The sequence below is a fragment of the Cupriavidus sp. D384 genome, assembly GCF_001652915.1.
Lineage (GTDB): Bacteria > Pseudomonadota > Gammaproteobacteria > Burkholderiales > Burkholderiaceae > Cupriavidus.
The window spans coordinates 35,394-52,588 of record NZ_BBQI01000094.1; the positions used below are offsets into that span (position 1 = coordinate 35,394).

The 17,195-nt window shown below is 66.6% G+C and carries 16 protein-coding genes; 7 read left to right on the forward strand and 9 right to left on the reverse strand.

Annotation, left to right across the window (positions count from 1 at the left end):
* The first annotated feature begins 4 nt into the window (after nucleotides 1–4).
* Nucleotides 5–727 (forward strand): sulfate/molybdate ABC transporter ATP-binding protein, encoded by a 723-nt coding sequence (locus A9J21_RS22300; RefSeq protein WP_066739347.1) that lies wholly within the window; start codon nucleotides 5–7, stop codon nucleotides 725–727.
* A 3-nt stretch (nucleotides 728–730) separates the two neighbouring features.
* On the opposite strand, the gene A9J21_RS22305 is transcribed toward A9J21_RS22300, so the two are convergent.
* The 5 genes from A9J21_RS22305 to A9J21_RS22325 form a co-directional block, all read right to left on the reverse strand.
* Nucleotides 731–1,249 (reverse strand): class IV adenylate cyclase, encoded by a 519-nt coding sequence (locus A9J21_RS22305; RefSeq protein WP_066739348.1) that lies wholly within the window; start codon nucleotides 1,247–1,249, stop codon nucleotides 731–733.
* Between the two features lie 3 nt (nucleotides 1,250–1,252).
* Complete coding sequence (locus tag A9J21_RS22310; RefSeq protein ID WP_066739349.1) at nucleotides 1,253–2,056, reverse strand: TOBE domain-containing protein; 804 nt, start codon at nucleotides 2,054–2,056, stop codon at nucleotides 1,253–1,255.
* Nucleotides 2,057–2,136: 80 nt separating this feature from the next.
* The gene (locus tag A9J21_RS22315; protein WP_066739350.1) at nucleotides 2,137–2,379 is read right to left on the reverse strand and encodes an RNA-binding protein; all 243 of its coding nucleotides are present in this window, start codon (nucleotides 2,377–2,379) and stop codon (nucleotides 2,137–2,139) included.
* Between the two features lie 91 nt (nucleotides 2,380–2,470).
* The gene (fabI, locus tag A9J21_RS22320; RefSeq protein ID WP_066739351.1) at nucleotides 2,471–3,250 is read right to left on the reverse strand and encodes an enoyl-ACP reductase FabI; all 780 of its coding nucleotides are present in this window, start codon (nucleotides 3,248–3,250) and stop codon (nucleotides 2,471–2,473) included.
* Between the two features lie 86 nt (nucleotides 3,251–3,336).
* Entirely contained in the window at nucleotides 3,337–5,658 is a 2,322-nt protein-coding gene (locus A9J21_RS22325; RefSeq protein WP_082926564.1) for a DUF3141 domain-containing protein, read from the reverse strand.
* A 270-nt stretch (nucleotides 5,659–5,928) separates the two neighbouring features.
* On the opposite strand from A9J21_RS22325, the gene A9J21_RS22330 reads away from it, so the two are divergent.
* Both A9J21_RS22330 and A9J21_RS22335 read left to right on the forward strand, forming a co-directional pair.
* Nucleotides 5,929–6,876 carry a bifunctional enoyl-CoA hydratase/phosphate acetyltransferase gene (locus A9J21_RS22330; RefSeq protein ID WP_066739352.1) on the forward strand — a complete coding sequence of 316 codons (948 nt, stop codon included), beginning with the start codon at nucleotides 5,929–5,931 and terminating at the stop codon, nucleotides 6,874–6,876.
* A 12-nt stretch (nucleotides 6,877–6,888) separates the two neighbouring features.
* On the forward strand, nucleotides 6,889–8,112 hold the full coding sequence (locus tag A9J21_RS22335; RefSeq protein ID WP_066739353.1) for an acetate/propionate family kinase: 1,224 nt from the start codon (nucleotides 6,889–6,891) through the stop codon (nucleotides 8,110–8,112).
* Between the two features lie 4 nt (nucleotides 8,113–8,116).
* Here the strand turns inward: A9J21_RS22335 and A9J21_RS22340 are convergent, their stop codons facing one another.
* The gene (locus A9J21_RS22340) at nucleotides 8,117–8,893 is read right to left on the reverse strand and encodes a tyrosine-protein phosphatase (protein WP_197497552.1); all 777 of its coding nucleotides are present in this window, start codon (nucleotides 8,891–8,893) and stop codon (nucleotides 8,117–8,119) included.
* A gap of 326 nt (nucleotides 8,894–9,219) precedes the next feature.
* On the opposite strand from A9J21_RS22340, the gene A9J21_RS22345 reads away from it, so the two are divergent.
* From A9J21_RS22345 to A9J21_RS22360, 4 genes are all read left to right on the forward strand, one after another.
* A complete protein-coding gene (locus A9J21_RS22345) occupies nucleotides 9,220–10,734 on the forward strand; it encodes a DASS family sodium-coupled anion symporter (protein WP_066739354.1) in 1,515 nt (504 codons plus the stop codon).
* 47 nt (nucleotides 10,735–10,781) lie between these two features.
* On the forward strand, nucleotides 10,782–11,831 hold the full coding sequence (locus A9J21_RS22350; RefSeq protein ID WP_066739355.1) for an Ldh family oxidoreductase: 1,050 nt from the start codon (nucleotides 10,782–10,784) through the stop codon (nucleotides 11,829–11,831).
* An 85-nt stretch (nucleotides 11,832–11,916) separates the two neighbouring features.
* Nucleotides 11,917–12,612, forward strand: coding sequence for a transglycosylase domain-containing protein (locus A9J21_RS22355; protein ID WP_066739397.1), 696 nt, complete (start codon nucleotides 11,917–11,919; stop codon nucleotides 12,610–12,612).
* Between the two features lie 87 nt (nucleotides 12,613–12,699).
* Nucleotides 12,700–13,170, forward strand: coding sequence for an MgtC/SapB family protein (locus tag A9J21_RS22360; RefSeq protein ID WP_066739356.1), 471 nt, complete (start codon nucleotides 12,700–12,702; stop codon nucleotides 13,168–13,170).
* Between the two features lie 30 nt (nucleotides 13,171–13,200).
* On the opposite strand, the gene A9J21_RS22365 is transcribed toward A9J21_RS22360, so the two are convergent.
* The 3 genes from A9J21_RS22365 to fdhF are packed head-to-tail and all read right to left on the reverse strand — an operon-like array spanning nucleotide 13,201 to nucleotide 17,134.
* A complete protein-coding gene (locus A9J21_RS22365) occupies nucleotides 13,201–13,443 on the reverse strand; it encodes a formate dehydrogenase subunit delta (RefSeq protein ID WP_066739357.1) in 243 nt (80 codons plus the stop codon).
* A gap of 9 nt (nucleotides 13,444–13,452) precedes the next feature.
* Nucleotides 13,453–14,301, reverse strand: a complete 849-nt coding sequence (gene fdhD / locus A9J21_RS22370; protein WP_066739358.1) for a formate dehydrogenase accessory sulfurtransferase FdhD — start codon at nucleotides 14,299–14,301, stop codon at nucleotides 13,453–13,455.
* 13 nt (nucleotides 14,302–14,314) lie between these two features.
* The gene (gene fdhF / locus A9J21_RS22375; RefSeq protein WP_404851407.1) at nucleotides 14,315–17,134 is read right to left on the reverse strand and encodes a formate dehydrogenase subunit alpha; all 2,820 of its coding nucleotides are present in this window, start codon (nucleotides 17,132–17,134) and stop codon (nucleotides 14,315–14,317) included.
* Between the last annotated feature and the right edge of the window lie 61 nt (nucleotides 17,135–17,195).

Sequence of the window (17,195 nt, forward strand, 5' to 3'; positions counted from 1 at the left end):
TGCCATGAGCATGCAGATCACCGTCCGCAAGCGCATGGCATCGCAAGATCGTCATTTCGCGCTCGATATCTCGTTCGAATCCGATAGCCGGCGCATTGCGCTGTTCGGCCCGTCCGGCGCAGGCAAGAGCCTGACGCTGCGGGCCATTGCCGGCCTGATGGCGCCCGACAGCGGGCGCATCGTGCTGAACGGCCGCACGCTGTTCGACAGCGATACCGGCGTCGATGTGCGGCCACAGGAACGCCGCGTGGCCTACCTGTTCCAGGACTACGCGCTGTTTCCGCACCTGACCGTATCCCAGAACATCGCGTTCGGACTCAGGCAGGGCTGGCGCAACCCGGCGCGCCGCGCGCTGCCACCCGAGGCCGCGCGCTGGGTCGACGCGTTCGGCCTGCGCGAGATCGTCAACCAGTATCCGTCGCAGATTTCAGGCGGACAGAAGCAGCGCGTGGCGCTGGCCCGCGCGCTGGTGGCCCGGCCCGATATCCTGCTGCTGGACGAGCCGTTCTCGGCACTGGACCCCGCCTTGCGGGTGCGCATGCGCGAGGAACTGCGGGCGCTGCAGGAAAGCCTGGATGTGCCGATGCTGATGATTTCGCACGATCCCGAGGACGTCGAGGTGCTGGGCGACCACGTGCTGGAAATCCGCGATGGCCGCATCCACGCCAGCGGCCGCGCCCACCGGCATCCGCCGGTCTACGCGCCCGTCAGCGCTCACGCCGTCTAGCGTTCAGGCGGCCTGCTGGCGAAGCAGGTCCAGATAGGCGCCCTCGATCAACGCTTCAGGCGCCACGCCCAGCCGCGCCATCAGCGCGTGGGCCTCCGCCACGCCGGCATCGGCTGCCTCGCCGTCGTGCAGTACCACTTCCAGTTCCAGGAAATCGCCCAGACCTTCCACGCGGTCCAGATGCACGCGGGTGCGCCCCACCAGGAACAGCGTGCGCATCTTGCGCACCCGGCCGCTGATGCCATGCGCGGCGGTCAGCGCCTCGCGCAGCGTGTCGGGCGATGCCGTGGGCGACAGGATGTAGAAGCTCTCCTTCGGCCCCATCTGGTCCGGCCGCGCGTAGAAGATCAGCTGGCCCGACGTTGCATCGAAGGCGCGCAGCTTGAGGCGCCCGTTCGGGCACGGGAAAAACGTGTCGTCCTGCTCGATCCGTTCGGGGCCTTTGGTGGCGATGGCCGCGGCGCGGGGCACCAGTGCGTCGACGCTGTCGATACGCGCCTTGATTTCCACATTGCGTGCCATGGCTCAGATCATCGTGCCCAGGATGACGCTGGACGCCTTGAAGATGGCCAGCGCGCGCACGCCTTCCTTCAGGTCCAGGTCGGCCAGCGCGCCGTTGTTGATAATGGCCGCCACAGTGCCGCCGCCATCGAGTTCCAATACCACCTCGGCATTGACCGCTCCGGGCACCAGGCGGACCACCGTACCAGGCAACTGGTTGCGTGCGGAGAGACGCACGGCGGGGTCCGGCAGCCCGATCAGCACGGACGACGCCTTGACCAGTGCGAATGCCTCGGCACCCGGGGCCAGGCCCAGCGTCTCCACGCTCTCGTGCGTGATGGTGGACACGATGCGCAGGCCGCCCGGCAGCGCCAGCGTGACTTCGTCATTGACGGCGCCGGCCCGCACGGCCTCCACGCGGCCGAACAGTTTGTTGCGCGCACTGGTCTGGATCATCATGCGTTGGATCAGGTGAATATCCTCGGGATTGGCATCGGACATCGCGCCGGCCCGTTCCAGGTGGGCGATGAAGCGCGCATGCTCGGCTTCCATGGCGCGGTAGGTGGCGATCAGCCGCCCCGCCCGTTCCGTAAGCCGTGTACCGCCGCCGCCCTTTCCGCCGGCAGCGCGTACCACCAGTGGCTCGCCGGCGCTGTTGTTCATGGCGTCGATGGCATCCCATGCGCCCTTGTAGCTGATGCCCACGGCGCGCGCGGCGGCCGTGATCGAGCCGTGTTCGCCGATGGCGGCCAGCAGCGCGATGCGGTCGCGGCCGCCCCAATCCTGCTTGCCGGCGCGAAACCAGATCGCGCCCTGGAGTTCGAGCATGCGCTGACTCGTATGTAATGAAGGGAATGCGTATGGTACCGCCAGACGCACCCGGTGCGTGACTGGCGGTGGGCCTGGCGTCAGCTCTGGTGGGCGGGGATGTACCAGCGCATGACGCTGCCGGCAAAGTACTGCTTGTCGAACTGCCGCAGCAGGCGCCAGCAGGTGAATGGGTCGACTGCCAGGTCGACCCACGCCCAGGGGTGGTTGGCGTCGCCATCGCGCACGATCTCGACGGAGTTCACCTTGGCGTAGTCCTTGAGTTTTTCGCGCAGCATTTCCTCGGTTACATCACGATGCAGCCCGCGGATCAACACCTGCATGACAGCCTCTCCCCAGTTGGAAAGTGGTGATGCATGTATTCTAGGCCGCGCTTTGCCACGTGGCGGCCGGGCGATGCGGCTATCGCACGTTTCAAGCCATGATGTGTACGCCACCGTCCACGTACACGGTATTGCCCGATACGCGACGTGCATAGGGCGTGGCCAGGTACGCGGTGGTGAAACCGACATCCATGATGTCGACCAGTTCGCCCAGCGGCGCACGGCCGGCCGCCTCGGCCAGCAGGACATCGAAATCCTTGAGCCCGGACGCCGCACGCGTCTTGAGCGGCCCTGGCGAGATCGCATGCACGCGGATGCCCCGGGGTCCAAGCTCGTAGGCCAGGTAGCGGCAGGTGGCCTCCAGCGCGGCCTTGACGGGCCCCATCAGATCGTAGTTCGGCACCACGCGGTTGGCGCCGTCATAGCTCATCGCGAACATCGTGCCGCCCTGTCCCATCAGCGGCACGGCCCGGCGCGCCATGCGGATGAACGAATGGCACGATACGTCCATGGCCCGCGCAAAACCGGTGGCCGACGATTGCAGCAGCCCGCCTTGCAGATCCGCCTTCGGCGCAAAGGCCACCGAATGCACGACCGAGTCGAGCCGCCCCCAGACCTCGCCAATGCGCGCGAACAGCGCGTCCATCTGCGCGTCGTCTTCCACATTCAGCGGCATCAGGATCGGCGACGCGATCTGCTCGGCCAGCGGCGCCACATGCGGGTAGGCCTTGTCGTTCAGATAGGTCAGCGCCACCTCGGCGCCCATCTCGTGAAATGCGCGTGCGCAGCCCCAGGCAATGGAGTCCTCGTTGGCGACGCCAACGACGAGCACGCGATTGCCGGACAGCGGGGGACTAGGAACCTGGAGCATGAGCAAACCTCCCGTTGTTTGCCATTCTGCTGGCCTGCCCTCCGTCCGCGGTGCGCGGCACAGGCGGGAAGGCCAGCGACATACCGCTACGCCTGCGCTTCCTGCGTGGCCTTGCCGTTGCCGTGGTCGGTGCCTAACACCTCGGCCACTTCCCGGTAGCGGGCCAGCCATTCCGCATCGAGCGGGCCGCCAACCGTCAGCACGCGATGCGCCAGCACCATGATGCGGCGGCGCTCCTTCATCTCGGGCACCAGTGCCGGCAACGCCTGGATGGCGCCTTCCGGGTCCAGGCTGACGATATAGCTCTGCCGCCGCACCGCTTCCTTGAAGTCCGCCAGCGTGATGCGCTGTTCCGGCGGGTTCTCCCGCGCCAGCTTGCGCAGCAGGTTGAACGGGCGCTCCTCGATGGCCGAGCGCCCCTGCGTCACATAGGACAGCACGCGCAGGAAGGCATCGAGCGCCGTGCCGGTACCGATGTCGCGCTCGGCCTCGCGCCGGCGCAATTCGGCCACCTCCTTGCGCAGGGCCGTAATGGCGGGCGACTCCGGCGCCTTCGGCGTGGCGGTCATACCCAGCATGGCGGGCAGCCATGGCGTGGCGTAGATCGACTCGAACATGCGCTCCTGCCAGGCGTCGCGCGCATCGCGGTACTGGTCCAGCGAACGCACGATCTGGTCGGACACGGCCTTCTGCATCGCCAGGAACGGATTGTCGGCGGACACCGGCTGGCGCGCGTCGCGCACGGCCGGCGCCATCGCGGCCACCCACTGCATCCACGGATTGCCGTCGGCGAACAGCGAGCGTTCCAGCCGCGACGGGTGGATCGCACGAATACCCTCGGCCGTTGCCTCGTTCGACATGGCCCGGACCACCGGCGAGGCGTACGTATCGTAGAGGTGCTGGTTGATTTCGGCCACGCGGCGCACGACCTCGAACGGCTGCTCGTCCTCTCGACCGTCGTCCAGCGCGAGGATGTCGTCGATGGTCCGGCGCTCGAAGCGCACCAGGTAGCGGCCCTCGATCAGTTCGCTGTGCGGGGAATCCGGCGCAACGTCCTCGATCTTCGCTTCGTACAGCCCCGGGGGCAGCACGTCGATAAGGTCGAGCGCGCAGAACAGTTCCGAGTGCTCCTTGTTGGCGACGCTGCCCGAGACGAAAATGCCCAGGTGCCCGATGGACGGATGCAGGCAATAGACGATGGTCTGCTGGTTGGCGACCAGTTCGTCCACGTTCGCATAGAGATCGGGAATCCAGTTCAGCGCCTGCTGCGGCGGCGTGATGTTGTCCCCCCAGGAGGCAAACACGATCACCGGTGAGCGCACGTTGCGCAGGTCGATCACGGTCTGGCCGTCGCTGCTGCGCACTTCGCCGGCCGTCAGGTGGTTGCCGACGAACAGGTTCTGCACGATCCAGTCGATCTCGCCGCGGTTCATCAGGAAGTGCCCGCCCCACCAGCGCTCGAACTCCAGGAAGCGCGGCCCTTCCGTATCGACCCTGGCGTAGACGTTGTACAGCTTTTCCCAGAGCGTGTTCGACGGGTTCAGCTTCTCGAAATTCTGCACCAGCCAGGCGCCGTCGAAGCGGCCATTGCCCAGGTCAGCCGCCAGCGACGACAGCCACGTGCCCCCAAGCAGCCCGCCCGAATAGCGCATCGGATTCTTGCCGCGCACGCCCGACCAGTACGCCACGGGCGCACCGGCCAGCAGGATCGGCCCGGTCGCTTCCGGCGACGCGGCCGCCAGGATCAGCAGCGCCCATCCCGCCTGGCAATTGCCGACGACGAAGGGCTTGCCCGGCGCATCGGGATGGCGCTCCGCCACCGCCTGCAGGAACTTGCCCTCTGTCCGCGCCACATCCTCGATCGTCTGGCCCGGACACGGGTCGCGGAAGAACGTGATGAAGTAGCACGGATGCCCGGTGCGGATCGCATTGCCGATCTCGCTGTCGGCCTTGAAGCCGCCGATGCCCGGGCCGTGCCCTGCCCGCGGGTCCATCACCACGAACGGACGCTTGGTCATGTCGGTGGGATGCGCATCAGGCGGCACGATGCGCAACAGCGCGTAGTTGACCGGCCGGGGCAGGTCGCGCCCGTCCATCAGCACTTCGTAGTCGAACACCAGCACGGGCGGCATGCCGCCGCGCTCGTGCTCCTCGGTCTCGTTGCCACGGCGGCGCAGGACATCCAGGAACAGGATGGAGCGCTGCCAGGCGTCGAGCCCGTATTCCCAGGCGGCCTGCGCCACCGGGTTCATCGGCACCGGCGGCAACATCGCAAAGGGGAAGGGAGAACTGGCTGAAGTGGGGGGCGTGGCCGGAGCAGTGGTGTCGGCCGGCTGGCCCGGCGTGGCGGCCTGGGCGGCGGCGTCCTGCCCGGACGTTTGCCCCGGAACAGGTTGGCGTGCATTCATTTCCGTTTCTCCTTCGGGATTGGCGGAGTCAGAGGCGTGCAGCGTGGCGCAAACATCGCTTGCTGCGATGCAACAGCAAAAATCTACCAGCCTCGGCGCGGCGTGACAACCGTTACCAAAGTCCAATGCGAAAGTCGGCCTTGCACATGACAACAGCAAGTCATCGATACGACGCTCGCGTTCGCCTATACTGGCTCGAAACTGTTTGCGCAACGCAGCATCCGCATGCCTTGCCGGATGCTGTTCCGATGGATTTCCAGGTACCTGCCCATGCCGACACCATCGTCCGACGACAAGTACGCCCGGCTGCTTGCCCGCTGCGAGGGCCTTCCTCCCATCCCGACCGCCGTGGCTCATCCCTGCGACCACTCGTCGCTCGATGGCGCGCTGGAAGCCGCCCGGCTCGGGCTGATCGTGCCGATCCTGTGCGGCCCCGCCGCACGTATCCACGCCGTGGCCGAGGAACATGGCCTCGCCCTGGGCGACACCGCGATCATCGACGCCGCGCACAGCCATGCGTCGGCGGAATGTGCGGTCGAGGCCGTGCGCACCGGCCGCGCCGAACTGCTGATGAAAGGCAGTCTGCACAGCGACGAACTGCTGCACGCGGTGGCGCGCAGCGCCAGCGGGCTGCGCACCGAGCGACGCCTGTCGCACGTGTTCGCGATGGACGTGCCCAGCTATCACAAGCCGCTGTTCATCACCGATGCGGCGGTCAACATCTTTCCCACGCTGAACGAGAAGGCGGACATCGTACGCAATGCCATCGACCTCGTGCGCGTGCTCGGGGTCGATCGGCCCAAGGTGGCAATCCTGTCGGCGGTGGAGACCGTAACCGACAAGATCCCGTCGACGATCGACGCCGCCGCGCTCTGCATGATGAGCCTGCGTGGGCAGATCGAAGGCGGCCTGCTCGACGGCCCGCTGGCGTTCGACAACGCGATCAGCAAGGCCGCGGCCGACACCAAGGGCATCAAGTCGGACGTGGCGGGCGATCCCGACATCCTGCTCGTGCCGGACCTGGAGGCCGGCAACATGCTGGCGAAGCAGCTGACGTTCCTGGCCGGCGCGGAAGCCGCGGGCATCGTGCTGGGTGCGCGCGTGCCGGTCATCCTGACCAGCCGCGCCGACAGCGTACGTGCCCGCATCGGCAGCTGCGCCATCGCGGTGCTGCTGGCGCATGCGCGGCGCACCTCGCAAACCACCGTACCGGCCTGAGGAGTCCCCGGCGTGAGCACACCCCATCCCGTCATTCTCGTTGTCAACGCCGGTTCGTCGAGCGTCAAGGTATCGATCTACGTGGTGCCCGACGCGGCGCACGAGAACGTCGACATCCAGCCGTCGCTGGCCGCGCATGGTCAGATCGAAGGCATCGGCGTGGCGCCGCGCCTGGTGGCCAGCATGGCCGATGGCCGCGAGGTTACCGACCAGAAATTTCCCGTCGAGCAGGTGGCGGACCACGACGCCGCGTTCAGGCTGATCCGCCTGACGCTGAGCGTGGCGCTGCGCGATACGCCGCCTGTCGCCATCGGCCATCGCGTGGTACATGGCGGCAGCGACTTTGCCGATGCGGTACGCATCGACGATGAGGTGATTGCCAAGCTGGAAACGCTGGTGCCGCTGGCGCCGCTGCACCAGCCGCACAACCTGACCGCGATCCGTGCGATCCGCGCCGCCGCGCCCGAACTGCTGCAGGTGGCCTGCTTCGATACGGCGTTCCATGTGGGCCGCGACGAACTGGCGCAGCTGATGGCCCTGCCCTACGAGTACTACGAGCGGGGCGTGCGCCGCTATGGCTTTCACGGCCTGTCGTACGCGTATATCGCGCGCCGCCTCAGGCAGGTGGCTCCCGACCTGGCCGAAGGTCGTGTCATCGTGGCACACCTGGGCAACGGCGCCAGCCTGTGCGCGATGCACGGCGGCAAGAGCGTGGATTCGACCATGGGCCTGACCGCGCTCGACGGCATGCCGATGGGCACGCGCTGCGGGTCGATCGATCCTGGCGCGGTGCTGTACCTGGCCGCACAGGGCATGAGCGCCGACGCGATCCAGTCGATGCTGTATGGGCAATCGGGGCTGAAGGGTATCTCGGGCATCAGCAGCGACATGCGTGCGCTGCTGGCAAGCGACAGCCCGCGCGCAAAGCTGGCCGTCGATTTCTACGCGTATCGCGCCGCCCAGGAAATCGGCAAGCTGGCGGTTACGCTTGGCGGCCTGGACGCCCTGGTCTTCACGGCCGGCATCGGCGCCAATTCGCCCGATATTCGCGCCCGCATCTGCGCGCACCTGACCGACCTGTTCGGCGTCTCGCTGGACCCCACCGCCAACGGCGACAACTGCCAGCGTGTGAGCCGCGATGCGAGCCGTATCCCGGTACTGGTGCTGCCCACTGACGAGGAAGGCATGATCGCGCTGTCGACGGCGCGTATCCTGCGCGACTGCGGCGGACTATGACGCCCTACGACGCGAGGTAGTGTTCCCGCAGCAATGCGGTGTCCACGCCGAGGTCGTCGGCCAGGAACCGTTCGAGGCTGCCGTACGTCGCGGTGATCGCGTCCAGCGATGCCCCGAGGTATTCGGGGCGCACCTCCAGCAGCGGCAGCATCGCATCGGCCGTCACACCGATCTGCCCCACGCCGGCCAGCATCCTTTCATTGAAACGCTGGTTCCAGTGGTTCGATTCGAGGTAGTTGGCCACGATCTCGTCCTGCGACACCCCGAGCGCGCTCAGCAGCAGCAGCGACGCAAATCCGGTGCGGTCCTTGCCCGCCGTGCAGTGGTAGTAGAGCGTCTTGCCCGCTTCGGCATGCCGCATGAACGTACCGAACGCGTCGCGATAGCGCACCGGAAAATCCCGATACACGTCGAGCATGAAGCCGTGCATCTGCGCGGCATTGCTGGCACGCAGGCGCGGCAGCAGCACGTCCATCGACATCGTGCCGTCGAGCACTGGCACTGCCAGCCATTCGAACCGCTCGCCGAAGGCTTCCTCGGCGGGCGACTTCTCGCCTGACGACCGGAAGTCGACCACGATGTCCAGCTGCAATGCGTGCAGCTTGTCGAGATCCGCGGCACAACCGAGTGCGGGATTGGCACTGCGATACAACTTGTTCTGCCGGATGTGACGTCCCGCATGACCAGCCAGCCCGCCCAGGTCGCGGGCGTTGGCAATGGTCTCCAGGTCCAGGCAAGGCCGCATGGCGGCGACCGCGCAATTTTCAGTTTGGGTCTGCATGGCTTGTTGGCGCATCACACGATACGCATTCGAAATAGTTCAGCATCGGCACCAATTATTTCAGATCGGCGGCAGCGACGACACCATGGTTACCACGATATTCGTTCAGCCGTTGTCACGCCTGCAACAAGGCATTTCAGTCGACACCGGTTGACACGGCAGAGCGTTGATCCAAGGCAAATTGGCAAGGGTCGTCGCCTTGGCACCGAGTGACGCCATTCACATAATGACCCTATGTCGAACGCGACGAACCACGCGTCGCGACGCAAGGCGACACGACAAGACACGACGCGTTTGACAGGCCGATCCGTTCCAAGGACTTCGCAATGCCTGAACCGCAAATCTCTCCTGCCGGCGCCGGCGCCACTGCCGCTGCGCCTGCTGCCCCCAAGCTACGCATTCACTGGGGTCTCTACGCCGCCGTCACCGTCCTTGTCGCGGTGCTGATGGTGCCGATGCCACCCGACCTGCCCGTCGCCGGCCAGCGCATGCTCGCCATCCTGGCTTTCGCCGTGGTGGTGTGGATTACCGAAGCCGTCACCTACGAGACCAGTGCCATCATGATCACGTCGCTGATGGCCGGGCTGATCGGCTTTGCGCCAACCATCAACGATCCGAACACCATCTACGGCACGTCGCGTGCGCTGGGCATGGCGCTGGCCGGATTCTCGAATACCGCGCTGGCCCTGGTGGCCGCCGCGCTGTTCATCTCGGCGGCCATGACCGTCACCGGGCTGGACCGGCGTATCGCACTGGTCACGCTGTCGGCCATCGGGACCAGCACGCGCCGCATCCTGATCGGCACCATCGCGGTCACCATCATCCTGAGCCTGGTGGTACCCAGCGCCACCGCGCGCAGCGCCTGCACGGTGCCGATCATGATGGGCGTGATTGCCGCGTTCGGTGTCGACAAGAAATCGAATATCGCAGCCGGCATCATGATCATGGTGGCCCTGGCTACCAGCGTGTGGAACGTGGGCATCCAGACCGCCGCCGCGCAGAACCTGCTGACCGCCGGCTTCATGGACAAGCTGCTGGGCGAGCGCGTCACGTGGCTGCAATGGCTGATTGCCGGCGCGCCCTGGGCCATCATCATGTCGGTGGTGCTGTACTTCCTGGTGCGCTGGCTGCTGCCGCCCGAAACCGATGCCATCGCCGGCGGCAAGGAAGCCGTGCAGCGCGAACTGGCCGCGCTTGGGCCGATGACGGGCCCCCAGAAGCGGCTGGCCGCGGTAGCCATCGGCCTGTTGCTGTTCTGGGCCACCGAAGGCAAGCTGCACGTCTTCGACACCGCCACCATCACCTTCGTGGGCCTGGTGATCCTGATGATGCCGCGCATTGGCGTGATGGACTGGAAGACGATGCAGCAGCGCACGCCGTGGGGCACGCTGATCGTGTTCGGTGTGGGCATCAGCCTGGGCACGGCGTTGCTGACCACGCAGGCCGGCCAATGGCTGGGCAAGTTCGTGGTCACGCATTCGGGCCTGGCCGACCATGGCACGCTGATGGTCTTCGCGGTACTGGCGGCCTTCCTTATCCTGATCCACCTGGGCTTTGCCAGTGCCACGGCATTGACCGCGGCCCTGCTGCCGATCCTGATCTCCGTCCTGCAGACGCTGCCCGGCGACATCAACAAGTTGGGCATGACGATGCTGCTGGGCTTCACGGTCAGCTTTGGCTTCATCCTGCCGATCAACGCCCCGCAGAACATGGTCTGCCTGGGCACCGACACGTTCAACGGCAGGCAGTTCGCCCGTGTCGGTATCCCGGTCACGATCATCGGCTACCTGCTAATGCTGCTGTTCGCCTCGACGTACTGGCGCTGGCTGGGCTGGGTGTGAGGCCAGCCGGGACACAAGCTCGCCAACGAATCTCAAGTCGCCCTGTCATGAAACTGACTACCGAGTCCGCGCGCACCTTCGCGCGCAACATCCTGATCGCACAGCAAGTACCTGCCGATATTGCTGACGACGTGGCCGAGCACCTGGTCGAAGCCGACCGCTGCGGCTACGTAAGCCACGGCATCTCGATCCTGCCGAACTACCGCCGCGCCATCCAAGGCCAGAGCGTCAATGCTGCGGGCCGCGCCGAATGTGTGATGGACCGCGATACGCTGATGGTCTTCGACGGCCACGGCGGCTTTGGTCAGCACGTGGGCAAGACCGTCATGCAGCGCGCTATCGACCGCGTGCGCCAGCACGGGCATTGCATCGTCACGCTGCGCCGGTCGCACCATCTGGGCCGCATGGGCCACTATGGCGAGATGGTGGCGGCGGCCGGCCTGGTGCTGCTCAGCTTCACCAACGTGATCAATCGCCCGCCCGTGGTGGCGCCGTTCGGTGGACGCGTGCCGCGCCTGACCACCAACCCGCTGTGCTTTGCCGGCCCGATGCCGAACGGCCGGCCGCCGCTGGTGGTCGACATCGCCACCAGTGCCATCGCGATCAACAAGGCGCGCGTGCTGGCCGAGAAAGGCGAACCGGCGCCCGAGCACAGCATCATCGATGCCGACGGCAATCCCACCACCGATGCCTCGGTGATGTTCGGCGACCGGCCCGGGTCGCTGCTGCCGTTCGGCCAGCACAAGGGTTATGCGCTGGGCGTGGTGGCCGAACTGCTGGCCGGCGTGCTCTCGGGCGGTGGCACGATCCAGCCCGACAATCCGCGCGGCGGGGTGGCGACCAACAACCTGTTCGCGGTGCTGCTCAACCCCGAGTTCGACCTCGGCCTGAACTGGGAGCGCGACGAGGTGGAGGCGTTTGTCCGGTACCTGCACGACACGCCGCCGGCGCCGGGCCATGACCAGGTGCAGTACCCGGGCGAGTACGAGGCGGCCTGCCGGGCAGCCGCCGGCACGACGCTCGATATCAACCCCAACATCTGGCGCAACCTGGAGGCGCTGGCCCGGGACCTGAAGGTAGACGTGCCGGCCGGCTAGGCCCGGTGGCTGCCGGACACCGTGATTGCCAAGGGCGGAGGGGAGAAAAATCGACATGGCGCGCGGCAATGGCACAATACGCGCCATGCAACGTCTCTGGTCCATCTTCGTCAAGTTCGTGCTGCTCGCCGTGGTCGGCGGCACGTTGCTGATTGCCTTCGCCGTGTTGATGGCCAACCGGCAGTTGCCGTCGCTCGACGCGCTGATGGCCTTCCGGCAGACGCCGGGCTACGTCAGCCTGGGAGATTTTCCCCACACGCTGCCCGAGGCCGTGGTCGCCATCGAGGACGACCGCTTCTATCTGCACGATGGCGTCGACTACGTGGGCGTGATGCGCGCCGGCGTTGCCAACCTGTCGGACGAACTGTCGCAGGGCGCGTCCACCATCACCATGCAGGTGGCCCGCAACTTCTTCCTGTCGCGCAAGAAGACCTACACGCGCAAGCTCTACGAGATCCTGCTGGCCTACCGCATCGAGAATGCGCTGAGCAAGGACGAGATCCTGGAGCTTTACCTGAACAAGATCTACCTGGGCCAGGGCGCCTATGGCTTCTCGGAAGCCGCCGACACCTACTTTGGCAAGCCCGTGGATCGGCTGTCGCTGGCCGAGTGCGCGATGCTGGCCGGGCTGCCCAAGGCGCCTTCGGCCAACAACCCGGTGGTCAACCCGCGCCGGGCGCGGCAGCGGCAGACCTATATCCTGCTGCGGATGATGGAGTTGGGCCGCATCACGCGTGCCCAGTACGACGCCGCGCTGCTGGAGCCGCTGCGGCTGCGCTGACTGCCTTGTCAGCGGGCGCCCGACGGCGCCACCCTGCCCCCGCATGCTAGCCTGCCCCCAGCCAAACACGCCTGGGTGGAGACAGCCATGGAAGGACTCTGGGGCGATATCTACGGCACGTTACGCGCGGAATTTGCCGACGTGCCCGACATCAAGGAACTGACACGCATCCTGCTGCGCCTGACGCTGGCCGTGCTGCTGGGCGGGCTGATCGGCTACGAGCGCGAAGCGGCTGGCAAGCCAGCCGGCCTGCGCACGCACATGCTGGTCGCCATGGGGTCGGCGCTGTTCGTACTGGTGCCGCTGCAGGCCGGCGTGCCGCTGCCGGACATGAGCCGGGTGCTGCAGGGGCTGATGTCCGGCATTGGCTTCCTGGGCGCCGGCGCCATCATCAAGCTGAACAGCGAGGAGGATGTGCGCGGACTGACCACGGCAGCCAGCATCTGGACCGTGGCGGCCATCGGCGTCGCGTGCGGGCTGGGGCGTGAAGCAACGGCAGTGATCGCCACCCTGTTCGGGCTGACGATCCTGCAGGTGCTCTACCGGCTGAAGAAGTAGAAGAAGACGCGCAGGCGGCGAGCACGGGGCTCAGGCCGCCTCCCGCAGCACCACTTCGAGCATTTCGGGGTGATGCGCCACCGCTTCCAGGACGATCGGGTGGACCCCCTCGCCGCCGGCCTCGACATGCGCCAGGAACGCCCGCTTCATGCGCGGCTCCCAGAACTTCTTGATATGCGAGGCGATATCGGCCAGCGCCTCGCCACGATCTGGCATGGCCTCGAAAAAGCCGCCGATCTGGTTTGCCATCTTGATCAGGTTCTCGATATGCATGCCGGACCCTTATCCAATATGTAGTCGTTGAGGATGGCTGTAGACCACCATGGTGCCGCCCCGCACAAAGCCGGCCAGCGTGATGCCCGCCGTGTCAGCCAGGCGCACGGCCATGGCCGTCGGCCCGGACACCGCCGCCAGCACGCCGGCGCCGATGGCCGCAGTCTTCTGCACCATCTCGTAGCTCGCGCGGCTGGTCACGATGACCGCGCCACGCGCAATGTCTTCCTGGCCGCCACGGGCCAGCGCCCCGGCCAGCTTGTCCAGCGCGTTGTGGCGTCCCACGTCCTCGCGCACCAGCGCGATTTCGCCATCGGCCCGCATCCACGCCGCGGCGTGCGTGGCGCCAGTATCGCGTAGCAGGGCCTGGCGCTTGTGCAGCACCGCGAACGCATGCTCGAACACGCGCGGATCGAACGCCGCCTGGCTGCGCACCGGCTCCGGCATGCGCATGACCTCGTCCAGCGACTCGGTACCGCAAAGGCCGCAACCGGTACGCCCGGCCATGGCCCGCCGCCGGCCCTTGAGTTCAACGAAGGCGCCGGTGGCAATCTCCACCTTGACGGTGATGCCCTGGGCACTCGCCTCCACGTCGACGCCATAGATATCGCTGGCGGCATCGACAATGCCTTCGCTAAGACTGAATCCGAGCGCAAAGTCTTCCAGATCGGCCGGTGTAGCCAGCATCACCGCGTGGGAGATGCCGTTGAACTCCAGCGCTACCGGCACTTCCTCGGCCAGATGGTCGACTTCGGCCGTCAGCACGCCGTGGCGCCAGCGGCTGACCGGGAACGTGCGCTGCGCCGGTACCTCGTCGGTACCGGCTGCGCTGTCCGGGGATGGCACGTCGCGTTTCATCGCCGGTCCCGGGTCAGCCCGCCTGCGCGGTCTCGCTGGCGGCACGCAGGTGCCCAAGCTGCTCTTCGTTGAACGCCTGGTAGTTGCGCTGCCAGGTGGAAGGCTGCGCCACCGGCATGACCTGCACCGCCGTCACCTTGTACTCGGGGCAGTTCGTCGCCCAGTCCGAGTTGTCGGTGGTAATCACGTTGGCACCCGACTCCGGGAAGTGGAAGGTCGTGTAGACCACGCCCGGCTGCATGCGCTGGCTGACGACCGCGCGCAGCACGGTCTCACCCGCACGGCTCTGCACGCCCACCCAGTCGCCGTCCTTGATGCCGCGATCCTCGGCATCGTGCGGATGAATCTCAAGCCGATCCTCGTCGTGCCAGTGCACGTTGGCCGTGCGCCGCGTCTGCGCGCCCACGTTGTACTGCGACAGGATGCGGCCCGTGGTCAGCAGCAGCGGATACTTCTGCGTCACCTTCTCGTCGGTCGGCACGTACTTGGTGATGATGAACTTGCCCTTGCCGCGTACGAAGCCATCGACGTGCATGGTCGGGGTGCCCTGCGGCGCCTCGGCGTTGCAGGGCCATTGCACGCTGCCCAGTTCGTCGAGCTTCTCGTAGCTGACGCCCGAGAACGTCGGCGTCAGGCGTGCGATCTCGTCCATGATCTCGGACGGATGCTTGTACTCCATCGGATAGCCCAGCGCCTTCGACAGCAGCAGCGTCACTTCCCAGTCCGAATAGCCCGCCTGCGCCGGCATCACCTTGCGTACGCGCGAGATACGGCGCTCGGCGTTGGTGAACGTGCCGTCCTTCTCCAGGAACGACGAACCCGGCAGGAACACATGCGCGTACTTGGCGGTCTCGTTCAGGAAGATGTCCTGCACAACGATGCACTCCATCGACGACAGCGCCTCGGCCACGTGCTGCGTGTTCGGGTCCGACTGGACGATGTCCTCGCCCTGGCAGTACAGGCCCTTGAACGAGCCCGTCAGAGCGGCGTCAAACATGTTCGGGATGCGCAGGCCCGGCTCGGGATTGATGCCCACGCCCCATGCGGCCTCGAAGGCGCTGCGCACGGTGGAGTCCGACACGTGGCGATAGCCCGGCAGCTCGTGCGGGAACGATCCCATGTCGCACGAACCCTGCACGTTGTTCTGCCCACGCAGCGGGTTCACGCCCACGCCTTCGCGGCCGACGTTGCCGGTGGCCATGGCCAGGTTGGCGATGCCCATCACGGTCGTGGAGCCCTGCGCGTGTTCCGTCACGCCCAGGCCGTAGTAGATGGCCGCATTGCCGCCGGTGGCGTACAGCCGCGCGGCGCCGCGCAGCGTTTCGGCCGGCACGCCGGTGGCGGCCTGGAGCGTCTCCGGCGAGTTCTCGGGCAGCGCCACGAAGTCGCGCCATTGCTGGAACGCACGGTCTTCGCAACGCTCGGCGATGAACTCGTCGGCGAGCAGGCCTTCGGTGACGATCACGTGGGCCATCGACGTGACCAGGGCCACGTTGGTGCCAGGGCGCAGTTGCAGGTGATAGTCGGCACGGATATGCGGCGAGTCCACCAGGTCGATCTGGCGCGGATCCACGACGATCAGCTTGGCGCCGGCGCGCAGGCGGCGCTTCATGCGCGAGCCGAACACCGGATGGCCGTCGGTGGGGTTGGCACCGATCACCATGATCACATCGGACTTGGCCACCGAGCGGAACGTCTGCGTGCCCGCCGATTCGCCCAGCGTGGTCTTCAGGCCATAACCGGTCGGCGAATGGCAAACCCGCGCGCAGGTATCGACGTTGTTGTTGCCAAATGCCGCACGCACCAGCTTCTGCACCAGGTAGCCTTCCTCGTTGGTGCAGCGCGACGACACGATGCCGCCGATCGAATCCGTGCCATGCTCGGCCTGGATGCGCTTGAACTGCGACGCGGCGTAGCCGATGGCCTCTTCCCACGACACCTCGCGCCACGGATCGGTGATCTTCGCGCGGATCATCGGCTTCAGGATACGGTCCTTGTGCGTGGCGTAGCCCCAGGCGAAGCGGCCCTTCACGCAGGCGTGGCCCTCGTTGGCGGCGCCGTCCTTGTGGGGGACCATGCGCACCACCTCGTTGCCCTTCATTTCCGCCTTGAACGAGCAGCCCACGCCGCAGTACGCGCACGTGGTCACCACATTGTGCGACGGCTGGCCCAGCTGGATCACCGACGTCTCGGTCAGCGTGGCGGTCGGGCAGGCCTGTACGCAGGCGCCGCACGACACGCAGTCCGACTCCATGAACGACTGGCTGGTGCCGGGCGACACGCGCGATTCGAAGCCGCGGCCGCTGATCGTCAGCGCGAACGTCCCCTGGGTTTCCTCGCAGGCGCGCACGCAGCGGTTGCAGACGATGCACTTGGACGGATCGTACGTGAAGTACGGATTCGATTCGTCCTTCTTCATGTGCGTGTGCGTGGCGATCGGGGCGGCACCGCCGGCGCCGTCCGCGTAGCGCACTTCGCGCAGGCCCACCACGCCGGCCATGTCCTGCAGCTCGCAGTTGCCGTTGGTCGGGCAGGTCAGGCAGTCAAGCGGGTGATCGGAGATGTAGAGCTCCATCACGCCGCGGCGCAGTTCGCCGAGCTTGCCGCTCTGCGTGCGCACCTTCATGCCCGGCTCCACGGGGGTCGTACAGGATGCCGGATAGCCGCGCCGGCCTTCGATCTCCACCATGCACAGGCGGCAGGAGCCGAACGGCTCCAGCGAATCCGTGGCGCAGAGCTTGGGCACGCCAATGCCGGCTTCGGCAGAGGCGCGCATGACAGAGGTGCCAGCCGGCACGGTCACCGATACCCCATCAATTTCCAGCGTGACCATCGTGTCCGAATCAATGGCCGGGGTACCGTAGTCGAAATCGTCGTGAGCGTTCAAGGGACGT

Excerpts from the sequence above, each read along its gene's own strand:
- A9J21_RS22300 (WP_066739347.1), top strand. The coding sequence starts at position 5 with ATGAGCATGCAGATCACCGTCCGCAAGCGCATGGCATCGCAAGATCGT.
- A9J21_RS22305 (WP_066739348.1), bottom strand. The coding sequence starts at position 1,249 with ATGGCACGCAATGTGGAAATCAAGGCGCGTATCGACAGCGTCGACGCA.
- A9J21_RS22310 (WP_066739349.1), bottom strand. The coding sequence starts at position 2,056 with ATGCTCGAACTCCAGGGCGCGATCTGGTTTCGCGCCGGCAAGCAGGAT.
- A9J21_RS22315 (WP_066739350.1), bottom strand. The coding sequence starts at position 2,379 with ATGCAGGTGTTGATCCGCGGGCTGCATCGTGATGTAACCGAGGAAATG.
- fabI (WP_066739351.1), bottom strand. The coding sequence starts at position 3,250 with ATGCTCCAGGTTCCTAGTCCCCCGCTGTCCGGCAATCGCGTGCTCGTC.
- A9J21_RS22325 (WP_082926564.1), bottom strand. The coding sequence starts at position 5,658 with ATGAATGCACGCCAACCTGTTCCGGGGCAAACGTCCGGGCAGGACGCC.
- A9J21_RS22330 (WP_066739352.1), top strand. The coding sequence starts at position 5,929 with ATGCCGACACCATCGTCCGACGACAAGTACGCCCGGCTGCTTGCCCGC.
- A9J21_RS22340 (WP_197497552.1), bottom strand. The coding sequence starts at position 8,893 with ATGCAGACCCAAACTGAAAATTGCGCGGTCGCCGCCATGCGGCCTTGC.
- A9J21_RS22345 (WP_066739354.1), top strand. The coding sequence starts at position 9,220 with ATGCCTGAACCGCAAATCTCTCCTGCCGGCGCCGGCGCCACTGCCGCT.
- A9J21_RS22350 (WP_066739355.1), top strand. The coding sequence starts at position 10,782 with ATGAAACTGACTACCGAGTCCGCGCGCACCTTCGCGCGCAACATCCTG.
- A9J21_RS22355 (WP_066739397.1), top strand. The coding sequence starts at position 11,917 with ATGCAACGTCTCTGGTCCATCTTCGTCAAGTTCGTGCTGCTCGCCGTG.
- A9J21_RS22360 (WP_066739356.1), top strand. The coding sequence starts at position 12,700 with ATGGAAGGACTCTGGGGCGATATCTACGGCACGTTACGCGCGGAATTT.
- A9J21_RS22365 (WP_066739357.1), bottom strand. The coding sequence starts at position 13,443 with ATGCATATCGAGAACCTGATCAAGATGGCAAACCAGATCGGCGGCTTT.
- fdhD (WP_066739358.1), bottom strand. The coding sequence starts at position 14,301 with ATGAAACGCGACGTGCCATCCCCGGACAGCGCAGCCGGTACCGACGAG.
- fdhF (WP_404851407.1), bottom strand. The coding sequence starts at position 17,134 with ATGGTCACGCTGGAAATTGATGGGGTATCGGTGACCGTGCCGGCTGGC.